The 14425-nt window shown below is 43.2% G+C and carries 13 protein-coding genes; 8 read left to right on the top strand and 5 right to left on the bottom strand.

What is annotated here, in order from left to right; genetic code table 11:
- Positions 1-18: 18 nt before the first annotated feature.
- On the top strand, positions 19-588 hold the full coding sequence (locus ACE3JL_RS11805) for a Uma2 family endonuclease (RefSeq protein WP_375329547.1): 570 nt from the start codon (positions 19-21) through the stop codon (positions 586-588).
- Positions 589-615: 27 nt separating this feature from the next.
- Positions 616-1191, top strand: a complete 576-nt coding sequence (locus ACE3JL_RS11800) for a Uma2 family endonuclease (RefSeq protein WP_375329546.1) — start codon at positions 616-618, stop codon at positions 1189-1191.
- 267 nt (positions 1192-1458) lie between these two features.
- On the opposite strand, the gene ACE3JL_RS11795 is transcribed toward ACE3JL_RS11800, so the two are convergent.
- Together ACE3JL_RS11795 and ACE3JL_RS11790 are read right to left on the bottom strand one after the other, a co-directional pair.
- The gene (locus ACE3JL_RS11795) at positions 1459-3264 is read right to left on the bottom strand and encodes an aspartate kinase (RefSeq protein WP_375329545.1); all 1806 of its coding nucleotides are present in this window, start codon (positions 3262-3264) and stop codon (positions 1459-1461) included.
- 419 nt (positions 3265-3683) lie between these two features.
- Complete coding sequence (locus ACE3JL_RS11790) at positions 3684-5252, bottom strand: NAD(P)H-hydrate dehydratase (RefSeq protein ID WP_271991776.1); 1569 nt, start codon at positions 5250-5252, stop codon at positions 3684-3686.
- Between the two features lie 530 nt (positions 5253-5782).
- Between ACE3JL_RS11790 and hoxE the strand changes: the two genes are divergently transcribed.
- From hoxE to yvcK, 4 genes are all read left to right on the top strand, one after another.
- A complete protein-coding gene (gene hoxE, locus ACE3JL_RS11785; protein ID WP_271991778.1) occupies positions 5783-6292 on the top strand; it encodes a bidirectional hydrogenase complex protein HoxE in 510 nt (169 codons plus the stop codon).
- 28 nt (positions 6293-6320) lie between these two features.
- The gene (nuoF, locus tag ACE3JL_RS11780; protein ID WP_375329544.1) at positions 6321-7928 is read left to right on the top strand and encodes an NADH-quinone oxidoreductase subunit NuoF; all 1608 of its coding nucleotides are present in this window, start codon (positions 6321-6323) and stop codon (positions 7926-7928) included.
- A gap of 122 nt (positions 7929-8050) precedes the next feature.
- A complete protein-coding gene (locus ACE3JL_RS11775; protein ID WP_375329543.1) occupies positions 8051-8536 on the top strand; it encodes a Tic20 family protein in 486 nt (161 codons plus the stop codon).
- 73 nt (positions 8537-8609) lie between these two features.
- Positions 8610-9983 (top strand): uridine diphosphate-N-acetylglucosamine-binding protein YvcK, encoded by a 1374-nt coding sequence (yvcK, locus tag ACE3JL_RS11770; RefSeq protein ID WP_375329542.1) that lies wholly within the window; start codon positions 8610-8612, stop codon positions 9981-9983.
- A gap of 122 nt (positions 9984-10105) precedes the next feature.
- On the opposite strand, the gene ACE3JL_RS11765 is transcribed toward yvcK, so the two are convergent.
- The 3 genes from ACE3JL_RS11765 to ACE3JL_RS11755 all read right to left on the bottom strand — a co-directional run bounded on the left by ACE3JL_RS11765 (position 10106) and on the right by ACE3JL_RS11755 (position 13000).
- On the bottom strand, positions 10106-10843 hold the full coding sequence (locus ACE3JL_RS11765) for an ABC transporter ATP-binding protein (protein WP_271953180.1): 738 nt from the start codon (positions 10841-10843) through the stop codon (positions 10106-10108).
- A gap of 151 nt (positions 10844-10994) precedes the next feature.
- Positions 10995-11219, bottom strand: a complete 225-nt coding sequence (locus ACE3JL_RS11760; protein WP_016516721.1) for a ferredoxin family protein — start codon at positions 11217-11219, stop codon at positions 10995-10997.
- Positions 11220-11314: 95 nt separating this feature from the next.
- Entirely contained in the window at positions 11315-13000 is a 1686-nt protein-coding gene (locus ACE3JL_RS11755) for a glycosyltransferase (protein WP_375329541.1), read from the bottom strand.
- On the opposite strand from ACE3JL_RS11755, the gene ACE3JL_RS11750 reads away from it, so the two are divergent.
- Both ACE3JL_RS11750 and tyrS read left to right on the top strand, forming a co-directional pair.
- Positions 13000-13200, top strand: coding sequence for a hypothetical protein (locus ACE3JL_RS11750; protein WP_002744415.1), 201 nt, complete (start codon positions 13000-13002; stop codon positions 13198-13200). The two genes, ACE3JL_RS11755 and ACE3JL_RS11750, sit on opposite strands and share 1 nt — an antisense overlap.
- The gene (gene tyrS, locus ACE3JL_RS11745; protein WP_375329540.1) at positions 13197-14414 is read left to right on the top strand and encodes a tyrosine--tRNA ligase; all 1218 of its coding nucleotides are present in this window, start codon (positions 13197-13199) and stop codon (positions 14412-14414) included. The genes ACE3JL_RS11750 and tyrS overlap by 4 nt, the downstream gene beginning before the upstream one ends.
- Positions 14415-14425: the final 11 nt, after the last annotated feature.

Genomic DNA, 14425 nt, shown 5'->3' with positions numbered 1-14425 from the left:
AGTAGGCTAGGGATAATAATGACAGTAGAAGTTAAATTTGAATCTTGGCAACTGAGCGATGAACAGTTTTTTCAACTATGTCAGGATAACCGAGATTTACGTTTGGAACGCAGCGCAAAAGGAGATTTAATTATTATGCCACCGACTGGAGGAGAAACCAGCAATTCTAACGCTGGAATCACTGCCCAGTTATGGTTATGGAATAACCTACATAAATTAGGTGTAGTTTTTGATTCTTCTGGAGGATTTAAACTACCGAATGGGGCCGATCGCTCTCCCGATGCTGCTTGGATACCTTTAGAAAAATGGCAAGCTTTAACCCCGCAACAAAAGGAAAGATTTTTACCTCTATCTCCCGATTTTGTCATTGAATTAATGTCTCCTAGTGATAGCCTAGAAACTGCTAGAAAAAAAATGCAGGAATACTTAGATAATGGCAGTCGTTTAGGTTGGTTAATCAATAGAAAAACTAGAGAAGTAGAAATTTATCGTCAAGGACAGGCAGTAGAAATTTTAGCCAATCCAGAGAGTTTATCGGGGGAAAGTATTTTATCTCAATTTGTCTTAGAACTTGATAATATTTGGTAATTCTATAATTCTATAAAAAGAGAATCTATGATGACAGTAGTAGAAATTAAATTTGAATCTTGGCAACTGAGCGATGAACAGTTTTTTCAATTATGTCAGGATAACCGAGATTTACGTTTGGAACGCAGCGCAAAAGGAGATTTAATTATTATGCCACCGACTGGAGGAGAAACCGGTAATTCTAACGCTGGAATCACTGCCCAATTATGGTTATGGAATAACCTACATAAATTAGGTGTAGTTTTCGATTCCTCCACGGGATTTAAATTACCAAATGGGGCCGATCGTTCTCCCGATGCTGCTTGGATACCTTTAGAAAAATGGCAAGCTTTAACCCCGCAACAAAAGGAAAGATTTTTACCTCTATCTCCCGATTTTGTCATTGAATTAATGTCTCCTAGTGATAGCCTAGAAACTGCTAGAAAAAAAATGCAGGAATACTTAGATAATGGCAGTCGTTTAGGTTGGTTAATCAATAGAAAAACTAGAGAAGTAGAAATTTATCGTCAAGGACAGGCAGTAGAAATTTTAGCCAATCCAGAGAGTTTATCAGGGGAAAGTATTTTATCTCAATTTGTCTTAGAACTTGCTTTTATTTGGTAAGCTAATTTATGTCTATACTGCTCATAAGTACCTAAGCAAAATTAATTACACTAAATCCGTTGAGTATAGGCTACATATCAGGACAGGAAATCATGCAAGAGGTAGAGGACTTTCTTTACTCCTTTTTTTATACCAGTTTGTGTATGACAAAAATGATAATGCAGGGTTTTTGAAAGTCCCAATCCTATTTGCTGGCACTAATACCAGATTTTAACAGATCACAAGCCTTATCTTCACAGGGTTTTCCCATTATCCAGCAACCCCTATTTAAGCAGGTACTTCAATTTTACCCTGTCCGGCTAATCCAAAAGCAGCGTGAACCACTTGTAAGGACCTGACTCCATCTTCCTGATTCACCACACAACTGATTTTTATATCAGAAGTAGCAATCATCAAAATATTAATTTTCTCCTTTGCTAAAGCTTCAAAAAAGCGTGATGCTACCCCCGGTTGTCCTTCCATTCCCGAACCAACAATACTTACTTTGGCCACATCATTATTAACCACCACTTCCTGTAAACCCAAACTTTCCGATAGTTCTAAGAGTATTTTTTGGGCGGAATTAGCATCAGATTGGGGCAAAGTAAAGGCGATATCCCGTCGGGGAATACCATCGACAATGCGACAGCGTTGGGATTGAATAATCATATCGACACTGACATTTTTTGCCGCTAAAACCGAGAAAATTCTCGCCGCCATCCCGGGGCGATCCGGGACGTTACGAATGGCCATTTGTGCCTGATTATTATCTAGGGCCACTCCCCTGACTGGGACTAAATTGTTAGGGATTTTGCGATTAGCAACTTTAGCAGAATACTCCACTTGAAAAGCATCACAAAGGACTTTAATTGCTTTTTCTCCGTCCGCTTCATCGATGACACAACTGACTTTTACTTCAGAAGTGGAGATCATTTCGATATTAATTGCCGCTGCGGCCAAAGTGCTAAATATTTGGGCAGCAATCCCCGGCCGGCCGATCATACCAGCGCCGGTAATGGCGATTTTAGCTGCCCCGGATTCGATAATCACTTCCGCTTCCTCTGTATTAGTGGGATGGGAACGTAAAACCGGCGAGATCGCTTCGGCCACGGATTGGGCTTTTTTCAAGGCATTTCCCATCACCGTAAAGGCGATATCGTTGCTGTCACCCTCGTGAATCGATTGAATAATTAAATCCACGTCCACCTGTTGATGGGCAATTTCCCCGAATAAACGGGCAGCGATACCGGGACGATCCGGAACCCGTAAAAGGGCGATTTTCGCCTGATCGCCCTCAAATTCCACCGCATCCACTGCTTTTGTCAATTCCAATCCTTGCAGGGTGCGCGGTTTCGGTGCCGGGGATGTCACCCAAGTACCAGGCTCATCGGTCCAACTGGAGCGGACAACCAGGGGAACCCCGAAGTTTTTAGCGATTTCCACCGCTCGCGGGTGGAGAACTTTCGCCCCTAAACTGGCTAATTCGAGCATCTCATCGCAGGTAATTTCGTCTAAAAGACGCGCTTCGGGGACTAAACGGGGGTCAGTGGTCAGAATACCGGGTACATCGGTGTAAATTTCGCAAAAATCGGCTTTTAAGGCGGCCGCTAGGGCCACGGCCGAGGTATCGGAACCACCGCGCCCTAGGGTGGTAATCTCTAATTGATCACTATCGCTGACACCTTGAAAACCGGCGACCACAACTACTTTACCCTCCGATAGATGCCGGGAGAGGCGATCGGTTTTAATTTCTAAAATACGGGCCCGACTATGTTCGGATTCCGTGACAATTCCCACTTGAGCGCCAGTTAGGGAGATGGCCGGTTGTCCGATTTCCTCTAGGGCCATACTCATCAAGGCGATCGTCACCTGTTCCCCCGTGGATAATAACATATCCATCTCCCGGCGCGAGGGTTCGGCGGCGATTTGTTTGGCTAAATTGACCAATCCATCGGTGGTTTTACCCATGGCAGAAACGACCACCACCACGGTATTTCCTGCTATTACCGTATTTTTGACCCGTTGAGCGACCGATTGAATGCGTTCCACGGAACCTACCGATGTACCACCGTATTTTTGGACAATTACAGCCATAGTTGTCAGCGCTAGAGACTTTCTATACTTTGTTCAATCTCCAACTTATCAAACTTCCTAACGATAAGTGGTTTTGGTTAACATTCCTTATGTTTTATCAAATGCTGACTATCTAAATTAATCCTTAAGACTGCAGCGGAGAAGGGAGCGCCGGAGCTAGGTTGAGGCAGTCCGAGCATTTGTACTAAAATACCCCTACTCAGTTTAAATACAGTACACTTATGCTATTAATAATATTTTGGCTCTCTTAGGTTTAGTGGATATTATGAAAGATATTTGAATGTTAGATACAGTAAAAATTATCAATTCTGATCCCCCCGCCTATCGGCACCCCCCTTATCAAGGGGGGCAGGGGGGATCGAGCCTAAAATCCATTTTTAATTTAATTATAACCAGCTACTTAGATACAGTAAAAATTATCAATTCTGATCCCCCCGCCTATCGGCACCCCCCTTATCAAGGGGGGCAGGGGGGATCGAATCTTTCAGGGCAGCAAATAGATAATTAGCTAAAGTTACTCCATCTACTCCTAATTCTGTCCTTTCTTTGGCCGCTAAAATGCCGGCTTGAGCGTGTAAATAAGCCGCTAATGCGGTTGCTTCTGGGGAATTATCCGACATTTGGGTTAAGAATCCGCCGATTAATCCCGTTAGGACATCACCACTACCACCTCGCGCTAGAGCAGAGGTACTTTCGGGGATTATATACATTTTATCTTCTGGAGAGGCAATTATAGTTCTGGCTCCTTTTAATAAGATAATTGCACCACTTTGTCGAGATGCTTCTTGAGTGATATTAATCCTGTCTTGAGAACCTGATAAGTTAGGAAATAGGCGTTTAAATTCTCCCCAATGAGGCGTTAAAATTGTCTTATTTTGGCGAGATGACAATTTTTTTATACCCAATTGAGCCAAAATATTTAAAGCATCGGCATCGAGTATAATCGGTTTATCACTATCTAAAACCTGTTCGATAATAGCAGGATTTTCTGTGGTTAATCCAGGACCACAAGCAAGGACATGATAATTATTTAATTCCAGGGGAAGTTCGGCAATAGCTCCCGTAGCAGTTTCGGGACAATCAATAATTAATGCTTCTGGTAAATGACTAATTAATAAAGATTTAAGGGCAGCAGGAACAGCAATAGAAAGCATTCCCACACCACTACCTCGCGCTCCTAATCCGGTGAGAATTGCCCCCCCTGCATAACGACAAGAACCACAGATAATTAATAAATGTCCCTGCTGATATTTATGGGTAAGTAGAGGACGGGGTAAAGGTAAATAAGGGCGAATTAGATCGGGATTAACTCTCAGAATTGGCGGTGAATCTTGTAAAATTGTTTCTAGGTCAAGGGGACTAATTCCTATGTCAATTAACTCCACTTTGCCTAGATAGGGTAGGGCAAAATCTTGGAAAAAAGCTCGCTTCCAGAGTCCCAAACAAAAGGTATGAGTGGCTTTAATTGCTGTACCTAAAACCTCTCCAGTGTCGGTGTGAATTCCCGAAGCAATATCGATACTAATTATCGGTTTTTGCCAACTATTAATTTTATCGACTAATTCGGCAATATCTCCCGATAAAGTCCTTTCTAAACCAAAACCGAAAAGACCATCGATAATTAACTGACAATCCTGCAAAGATTCTAAAGTTTTCTGAAAAATTAAGCCTAAATGCTTGACATAATTAGCCTGTTGTGCTGTTAAATCCTTGAGTTTGGCGATCGGAGAAAAAAGAGATACTTGATAACCGGTGAGATGTAATTCTCTAGCAATCACGAGAGCGTCGCCGCCATTGTGACCAGGGCCAACGATAACGCCAATTTTGGAGAAATCAGCCAAAGAATAAGACTTTTTAAACTGTTGTGCCGTTAACAGGGCTGCCTTTTCCATTAAAGCGGCCACAGGCATACCGGAGGCAAAAATCGCCCCTTCAATGCGACGCATCTGCTCGCTATTAACCACGTTTGACCGATAATTGTAGCTCATTCGAGGTATAAATTGCCTATTAACAGGTCTAGATAAATTAAGCTGTTCGTAATTTAAATTGCTTGAAGCCTGACTTCTTACCCCACAGTTAACTTTACTTTTGTCCGACTACTTAGTTAGTCATAGTTAAACTTTGCCGATGCTACTTATCTCCATATTAGCCCAGATTCTTGAACAATAGGTTAAATTAATCTTCCACAGGTTAGGGAAGTGGCTTAACAAAAATTAGCTTGATCAGGGTTGACAAACGTTCCTTGAACCACTTGAGCAATTAAGTAGTCGTGCAGAATCTTGCTATTTTTGAGAGAGACACTCATGCAAGAGGCAGCTTTTTACAGCATCTCCCAAATTCCTGACCGGTCACTGATAACAGAAAAATCCCCTCTCCCCCAATAACTAAAGGAAAGATAAAGTTATCGATCGCCCTCCGGAGCCAGTGTCAGAATAAAAGCAGGGAGATGACCAAGGAAAACCGACAACTCTCCATATTTTTCCCGTCATCGCCCCTAAAATTTATTTGGTTCAGATTTATGCAAACTGCCAATCCTCGTCAAACGGAGAAAAAAGAGCATCCCAGTGGCGATAAACGCTTCAAAGTCCTCGACATTACCATGAAGCGAGCAGGATATAATCAATCAGCCCTGATTGAAGTCCTGCACAAGGCCCAAGAAGCTTTCGGATTCCTAGAAGAAGATGTTCTCCTCTACGTTGCTCGGGCGCTAAAACTGCCCCTCAGTCGCGTCTATGGGGTAGCAACCTTCTATCATCTCTTTTCCCTGAAACCGGCGGGAAAACACACCTGTATCGTCTGTATGGGGACCGCTTGTTATGTCAAAGGCAGCGGCAAAATCCTCGAAGACATCGAAAACAGCTTTGATGTCAAAGTGGGAGAAACCACCGTCGATGGAGAAATTTCCCTAGTGTCGGCCCGTTGTATCGGGGCCTGTGGGATTGCACCGGCCGTGGTCTTCGATGGAGTCGTGGCCCCGAAACAAGATTCAGAAACTGTCTTAGCAAAACTAAAGAGTTTCTCCCAGTAATTTTTCACTTTAGTGGATTGAAAAAAATATGGACTTACAAGAATTATTGGCAGTGGCCGCAAAGGAAAAAACTAGACAAAAAAGCATCCGGGTGCATTGTTGCACTTCCACCGGTTGCCAAGCTGCTAACTCCCTCCAAATCGAAAAAAACCTCGCCACTGCCGTCAAAGAGGCACACCTAGAGGATACAGTCGAAGTGGTGGGGGTCGGTTGTATGGGTTTTTGTGGTCGCGGTCCGTTAGTGGAAGTGGATCCCCAGGATCTCCTATACGAAGAAGTCACCCCGGAAAGTGCGGCCAGCATTATTGCGGCCTTAAACGGTGGCAAAACCGAGGTGCAATTAGGGGACTCAAAACATCCCTTTTTCTCCCATCAAGTCAAAATTGTCCGGGAAAATAGCGGTAAAATCGATCCCGATCGCATTGAGGAATATATCGCCGTCGGTGGTTATCAATCTCTCTACAAGGCCCTCTACGAGATGACTCCGGCCCAGGTGGTGGAGGAAATCACCAAAAGCGGTTTACGCGGCCGGGGTGGTGCCGGTTATCCCACTGGTTTAAAATGGGCGACGGTGGCTAAACAACCGGGTAAACAAAAATACGTTATCTGTAATGCTGATGAAGGAGATCCTGGGGCGTTTATGGACCGTAGTGTTTTGGAAAGTGACCCCCATTTAGTCCTAGAAGGAATGGCGATCGCTGCCTATGCCGTGGGGGCCGATCATGGTTATATCTATGTTAGAGCCGAATATCCCCTAGCGATCGATCGTCTGCAAAAAGCGATTAATCAGGCTAAAAAATTCGGTTTAATGGGTTCCCAAGTATTCGAGTCCACTTTCGATTTTAAGGTGGATATCCGCATCGGAGCGGGAGCTTTTGTCTGTGGAGAGGAAACCGCTCTCATCCATTCCATTGAAGGCGGCCGCGGCACTCCCCGCACCCGTCCCCCCTATCCGGCCCAATCGGGTCTCGATGGTTGTCCCACCCTGATTAATAACGTCGAGTCCTACGCTAATATCGCCGCTATTATCCGCGAGGGGGCCGCTTGGTATGCCAATATCGGTACTGCCACCAGTAAAGGCACAAAAATCTTCGCTTTAACGGGAAAAATCAGCAATAATGGGCTGATTGAAGTGCCAATGGGCATTACTCTCCGGGAAATTGTCGAGGAGATGGGGGGTGGTGTTCCCGATGGTCAAGTAAAAGCGGTACAAACCGGCGGCCCCTCTGGGGGTTGTATTCCCGCTAATTTACTCGATACTCCCGTGGATTACGAATCCTTAGCCAAACTCGGTTCGATGATGGGATCTGGGGGGATGGTGGTTATGGATGATAGTACCAGTATGGTCAAAGTGGCGAAATTCTATATGGAATTCTGTCGCGAGGAGTCCTGTGGTAAATGTATCCCCTGTCGCACGGGAACAGTACAAATGTTTGAATTATTGGCCAAAATTATCGACGGAAAGGCCGATATTCACGACCTCGAAAACCTAGAACATCTCTGTCAAATGGTCAAAGAAACCAGTCTTTGCGGTCTTGGTCAAAGCGCTCCCAATCCGATTTTAAGTACCCTACAGTATTTTAAGGAGGAATATCTGGCTCTGTTACAGGAAACCAAGCACCCCGTCTCTGTTTGAGAAAAAATCGATCGAGGCCCAACAATCTTCGGCCTCAATCAATTTTTTCGGTTACGCGAAGTCTGGTGGGCTGCCGGGTTATCTTGGAGAGAGTTAGCAGTAGTCTCAGGAGACAATAGATTATGACTTGGCGCGGCTCAACCGATACAAAAGATCGCATTTTTGCAGCCTTAGTATATCTTTTACCCTTATATTCGGCCTTTGCCTTCGGTATCTTTATCTTCCAGCAAATTCCTTTTTTAGGAGCGGCCTTAGCAATAGTTTTAACTCCCTTAGCTTTTCTCTATAGTTCTCTGGGAACCTTTGGCAGTTTAATTATCTTTTTCGTCCTCTTTTTCGCTGTGGTACGCAATCCCCGCATCAGTCATTTTATCCGGTTTAACACCATGCAGGCGATTTTAATCGCTATTTTGGTGTATTTATTGGGATCGGTCTTAAAGTTCTTCGATGAGCGTTTAGGGGCGAATTTTGTGCTAGAAACTCTTTTTAACGTCGTCTTTTTGGGAGCATTTGCCGCCTGTGTTTACAGCATTATACAGTCGGTTATCGGCAAATACGCCGATATTCCCACAATTTCTGAGGCGGCCTATTCCCAAGTGGGAGGTTAGGTTAACTTGAGTTTGTCCCCTTTTTCGGCTACAGTCTCTCCAGAATCAATGCGTTCGCTGCCAGGCCACATCTATGAGTCCATTTAAACAGACGCTACGGGAACTCAACGCTCAGAAGGGGAAAATAGCCGCTTCTGTGGGCAGAAAAACGCCTAAACGGGTTAATCGTTGGTTTAAATGGCTTTCTCCCGGTCTTTTTGTCAAACGCTGGCTTTTAATCAGTTTAACCGGCGTTTTTCTCACCTCCTTCGGTTTAGCTATTTGGGTAAAATTAACCCCAGTTAATCGCTTTTTAGAGTTTGTTTCCCAAGCATTAGAAACGACCGCACGTTTGGTCCCTAATTCTGTTTCTGGGCCGCTGGCGGTTTTGCTGGGTGTCTTTTTGTTATTCTGGGGTCAGAGTCGCACCGTGGAAACGATTACAGAAGCACTACAACCGGACGCATCGGAGGAATTAGTCGATCGCCTACGCACCCATCGTCGTCTCCATCGCGGCCCGAAAATTGTAGCAATTGGTGGCGGTACAGGTTTATCGACGCTTTTACGCGGTTTAAAACAGTATAGTTCCAATATCACCGCTATTGTCACCGTAGCTGATGATGGCGGTTCTTCGGGCCGATTACGTCGGGAAATGGGTATTTTACCCCCGGGGGATATTCGCAATTGTATCGCCGCTTTGGCCGATGAGGAAAAGTTATTAACGGAATTGTTTCAATATCGCTTTCATGCCGGGGATGGTTTATCGGGCCACAGTTTTGGTAATTTATTTATCAGTGCTATGACCGAGATTACCGGCGATCTGGAACAGGCGATCGATGCTAGTGCCAAAGTTTTGGCGATTCGCGGTAAAGTGCTACCTGCTACCCTTACCGATGTTAGTCTCTGGGCTAAGTTAGCCGATGGGCGCATTATTGAGGGAGAATCAAAGATAACCGAAGCTATGGGGCAAATTCGTCAGATTGGCTGTCATCCTGTCGATCCAGTCGCTTTACCGGCGGCTTTAGCGGCAATTAAGGAAGCAGATTATATTATCATCGGGCCGGGTAGTCTTTATACCAGTATTATCCCTAATTTGTTGGTTCCCGCCATTCGTCAGGCCCTGGCACAGGTGACAGTTCCCCGTGTCTATGTTTGTAATATTATGACCCAGCCGGGGGAAACGGATAATTATTCGGTGGCTGATCATTTGCGCGCGATCGAAGGAGTTTGTGAGGAACGCGTCTTTGATGCGGTTTTAGCCCAAAGAACTGCACCATCGCCCCAATCTCTACAATTATACGCCCAAGAGCATAGTCATCCTGTGTTTTTAGATCGCGAGGAAGTGGGAAAAATGGGTTATCGCATTGTTTTAGCGAATGTAATGGCAGAAGATGAAGTTACTGCCAAAGTTCGTCACGATCCCCAACGTTTAGCCCGAGTTTTATGGCGCTGGTATGCTAAAAAGTGAAACTTCGTTTTGAGTAGCTGGTCGTCGGTCGTCAGGAGATTATTTTTATTTATTCTTCCCACTTCATAATTCATAATTCATAATTCATAATTCATAATTCCCTGCTCCTATACCTTTTAATATCAATCCTTTCCATCTGCGCCATGGTAGGCTGCACCGAGGTATAATTCCCCTACTTTCGGGTTATTGAGTAAATCTTGACCCGATCCCTGAAAACGATCTTGACCACTTTCTAAAACATAACCTCGATCGGACATCATTAGGGCTTTTTTGGCATTCTGTTCCACTAAAATAATCGCAGTTCCCGTCTGATTAATCGCTTTTATCTGCTCAAAAACGCTGGTTACTAAGATAGGAGATAAAGCTGCCGAAGGTTCATCGAGAATTAATAAATCTGGTTGCAACATTAGCGCTCGTCCCATGGCTAACATCTGTCTTTCTCCTCCAGATAAAGTGCCAGCTTTCTGACGACGGCGCTCAAGCAACCGGGGAAACATGGCATAAATGCGCTCTTTTAGCGGTTTAATCGCTTTTTTACTGGTAAAAGCTCCCATTTCCAGATTTTCCTCGATGCTCAGGGATGGGAAAACATTAGCAATTTGGGGAACATAACCCATACCGAGGGGAACGATTTGATTAGATTTCCAACCAGTGATATTTTTTCCCTTAAAAGTGATAGTTCCAGCACTGGGTTTTAATAAACCAAAAATCGTCTTAGCAAGGGTGGATTTTCCCGCACCATTGGGACCGATAACCGTGACTAATTCCCCCGGTGCAATGCGAAAGTTAACCCCTTGCAATATGTATAAATCCTGCACATAACCAGCATAAACTTGTTCAACTTCTAAAAGATAATCCATGGTAAGGTAAAAAGGAGATAGGAGAGAGTAATATCAGTTGTGAATGGGGAAGTGGGGGAGTGGGACGCATTTTCAGTAATCAGTAAACTGAAAACTTACATCTGATAACTTAAAACTTACATCTGATAACTGATAACTGATAACTGATAAATTAGGGAGTTTTTTGTAAATCGGGACGTTCTTCCGGCAGAATTGCACCTTCGACGGGGCATACTTGAAGACAGATACCACAGTCGATACAAGTGGCAAAATCAATCCAATACCAATCGGTTCCTTTAACATTTTTACCCGGTCCTGGATGGATACAAGCAACAGGACAAGCGGAAACGCAATCAGCAACCCCTTCACAAATTCCAGTGACGATCGAATGTGGCACAGTGTTTTCTCCTCTAATTCTTAACATTACTTTACCACTTTTAGGCACTGCCGTGCCAGGATCGGATCATTGTTAGGAAACTTTCTCTTAATTCCCTAAAATATTGGGAGTTTTTTCTTGATCTTAGCAAGAAGTAAAATAGAAGTTTTCGCTAGGGTTTTTACTATTCCCTTACGGGAGGACAAATAGTTAATTTGTTCCTGTAATTCCTGATTATTTTTCTGGAGATAATTATGATTATTTTCTAATTCTCTTAGTGATATTTCCATCTCTTGCATAGTATGATAATCTTGCTGTTGTTTCAGATACATTGTCTGTTGTGCTTCCTGTAATTTTCTTAACTCTAACCAGACTTGATTCTGACTTGATTCGTTCCGTTCACTGAGCGCATACCAGAGAAAATTACTGATTTCTTCCGCCAGTTTTTGATTAACTTCAAAAAACTCGATAATATCAATTTTTTCGGGGGTAATTTTCGGATATAACCTTCTTAAATTTTGGGCGATATCAGAGGAAAAAGCGATGATTCTAGAAGCGGATAAAATGGCATAGTGTTTTTCTAAATCTACTGGTAAATTGCGGTTTTCTTCTGGGAACTCAGAAGCAAGCAAAAGTAGAGAAGGAGTGCTTAGGGGACTGGTATAAAAAGTGGAAATAAATAAATTAGCCTGTAGGCGATCGCAAATAGCTTGAATTTTTCTGGCATCCTTTCCCGTACAATTATAATCGTAGGATTCTGCGGGCCAATATTTAAATTCTTCCCATCGTGGTGCGGTGTTATTCCTATCTAAAATAACAATGTGTTGACTAAATTCTAATTGACTCCAATGCTCTAGAATTGAAGACCAAACCCTGGCTAATTTTCCTTGATCGATTTGAAAAATTAGGCCATCAATAACAATAATTGGGGGTTTATTCTGGGAGATAGCTTGAATTGTTTGTAATTTTTCTCGCTCCTCTTCCTGTAAAATTATGCCTAAATCTTCCATCTTAACTGGATTGGGTTTAACTTCTAACTCCTTAATCTCTGGGTGAGGAATTTCATAGATTTTACACACTTGATAATGTTCCTCTAATGCTTGACCATTGCTGCCATGTTCTAAACCTTGGAGATTTAAATAATATAAACCTAAAATATCAGGAATCAAAGCCATTTTTTCCCCTTGACTGCCGATTCTTAACCAAAATTCGTAATCACCAGCACAGCGAAAATTTTCCTGAAAATAACCATATTTATCGTGCAGCATTTTTCTCCACATTGGTTGGGAACCCACACAACAACCTTGACGCATCTGTTGATAGGAGTAATTTGGCCAATTCCAATGCTTTAAAGCTGGGGTGGTGGCAAAAGTATCATTTTTGATTGTAGTAATTAATTGATCGGCATAAACTAAACTAATCTCCCTATTATTATCTAGATAATTAGCCATAATTTCCAGAGCATTGAAACAGTGACGATCATCAGTATTCCCATTGGTGATATAGGAACCCCTAGCTAGTTTAATCGCGCGATTCCAAGCGCAGTAGAGGGTTTCTCTTTCTTGAGTTCTCTGGTAAATAATATTAGGATAACTTTCTTGAAACTCTTGGATAATCTCCCCTTCATTCTCCGGAGAAGCACTATCGATAATAATAATTTCTACTTCTCCCTTTTCATAAAGAGTTTGAGTAACTAAATCCTCTAGACAACCCCGGATAAACTCTGCTGATTTATAGGTAGAGACAATTACAGAAACTTTGATCCTCTGCACGGGGATAGAGTTATTACAACTAGGATTCATTGGCTTATCTGATCGCAATTCAAGACAGAAAATTTTTTGATAATTTTGAAAAAGAAGATTTTAAGACTCTATATTCGATCGAGAGAATTGTCAAGATGTTATCGACTTTTACTAAAGATACCAGTTTATTTACCTTTTGCTTGTTACTTGACATAATAAAAAACTATAATGGGAAGGCTGTGGAAAATGAGCAACAATGACCGTATCTTCCTCCCTAGACTGGTTAACCCGTGGAACCAGTGATTTATTCCCCCATCAACCCGACTCCCAAGATCCTAGGGAAAATTTAACCCAACTACTGCAAACCACTGATCGCCCTTTAAGAATTAAACTAGGTATTGACCCCACCGGCAGCGATATTCACCTAGGTCATAGTATCCCTTTTCGGAAACTGCGTGCTTTCCAGGATGCCGGTCATGTAGCAGTGGTGATTATTGGTGATTTTACCGCTAGAATTGGCGATCCGACGGGAAAATCGGAAGTTAGAAAACAATTGACGAGCGAAGAAGTGAGAGCTAATGCCGAGAATTATCTGGCACAATTACGCCCAATTTTAGATTTTAACACCCCTAATCGTCTAGAAATTCGCTATAACTCGGAATGGTTGGGGAAATTAGACCTCTCGCAAATTCTCGAACTTCTCTCCACCATGACCGTCGGGCAAATGTTGGCAAAAGAAGGCTTTTCCGAACGCTACGACCGGGAAAACCCGATTTTTATCCATGAATTTCTCTATCCCTTAATGCAGGGTTATGATTCCGTAGCTGTCGAGGCCGATGTCGAATTGGGAGGAACCGATCAAAAATTTAATATTGCCGTCGGTCGCGATTTACAGAAGTATTTCGGCAAAAAACCGCAATTCGGGTTACTTTTACCGATTTTAATCGGAACCGATGGCAGCCAAAAAATGTCCAAATCCCTGAATAATTATGTGGGATTGCGGGAATCGGCCCTGTCCATGTACTCGAAACTGGAAAAAACCCCCGACGCTTTGTTAAAAGATTATTACGAACTATTGACAAATTTGCCTTTAGATGCTATGCCAAGCAATCCGCGAGAGGCACAAAAACAACTGGCGATCGAGGTAGTTGCCCAGTTTCACGGGACAGAGGAGGCATTAAAAGCACAAAAAACGGCGCAGGAGATAGTTCTACAGGGAAATACGGCAGCTGCGGACTCTGTACCCGAATTTTCCCTAGCAGCGGTCAATTTTCCCCTAAAACTATTCTATCTTCTTGCGGCCACCGGCTTATGTAAAAGTAGCGGCGAAGGGAGAAGACAGATTCAGGGGGGTGGAGTCAGGATCGATAGCGAGAAAATCACCGATGTGGACAAAAGTTTTGAGACAGCCGAAGCTTTAGCCGGAAAAGTCCTACAGGTGGGCAAAAATAAATTTATTCGCTTTGTAGCTTAAATAAGCGAAAA

This window comes from Microcystis sp. BLCC-F210 (assembly GCF_042134685.1).
Taxonomy (GTDB): Bacteria; Cyanobacteriota; Cyanobacteriia; order Cyanobacteriales; family Microcystaceae; genus Microcystis; species Microcystis aeruginosa_D.
Note: the sequence above shows the minus strand (reverse complement) of the source record. Positions and strands in the feature narration are given on the sequence as shown.

Excerpts from the sequence above, each read along its gene's own strand:
- ACE3JL_RS11805 (WP_375329547.1), top strand. The coding sequence starts at position 19 with ATGACAGTAGAAGTTAAATTTGAATCTTGGCAACTGAGCGATGAACAG.
- ACE3JL_RS11800 (WP_375329546.1), top strand. The coding sequence starts at position 616 with ATGATGACAGTAGTAGAAATTAAATTTGAATCTTGGCAACTGAGCGAT.
- ACE3JL_RS11795 (WP_375329545.1), bottom strand. The coding sequence starts at position 3,264 with ATGGCTGTAATTGTCCAAAAATACGGTGGTACATCGGTAGGTTCCGTG.
- ACE3JL_RS11790 (WP_271991776.1), bottom strand. The coding sequence starts at position 5,252 with ATGAGCTACAATTATCGGTCAAACGTGGTTAATAGCGAGCAGATGCGT.
- hoxE (WP_271991778.1), top strand. The coding sequence starts at position 5,783 with ATGCAAACTGCCAATCCTCGTCAAACGGAGAAAAAAGAGCATCCCAGT.
- nuoF (WP_375329544.1), top strand. The coding sequence starts at position 6,321 with ATGGACTTACAAGAATTATTGGCAGTGGCCGCAAAGGAAAAAACTAGA.
- ACE3JL_RS11775 (WP_375329543.1), top strand. The coding sequence starts at position 8,051 with ATGACTTGGCGCGGCTCAACCGATACAAAAGATCGCATTTTTGCAGCC.
- yvcK (WP_375329542.1), top strand. The coding sequence starts at position 8,610 with ATGAGTCCATTTAAACAGACGCTACGGGAACTCAACGCTCAGAAGGGG.
- ACE3JL_RS11765 (WP_271953180.1), bottom strand. The coding sequence starts at position 10,843 with ATGGATTATCTTTTAGAAGTTGAACAAGTTTATGCTGGTTATGTGCAG.
- ACE3JL_RS11755 (WP_375329541.1), bottom strand. The coding sequence starts at position 13,000 with ATGAATCCTAGTTGTAATAACTCTATCCCCGTGCAGAGGATCAAAGTT.
- tyrS (WP_375329540.1), top strand. The coding sequence starts at position 13,197 with ATGACCGTATCTTCCTCCCTAGACTGGTTAACCCGTGGAACCAGTGAT.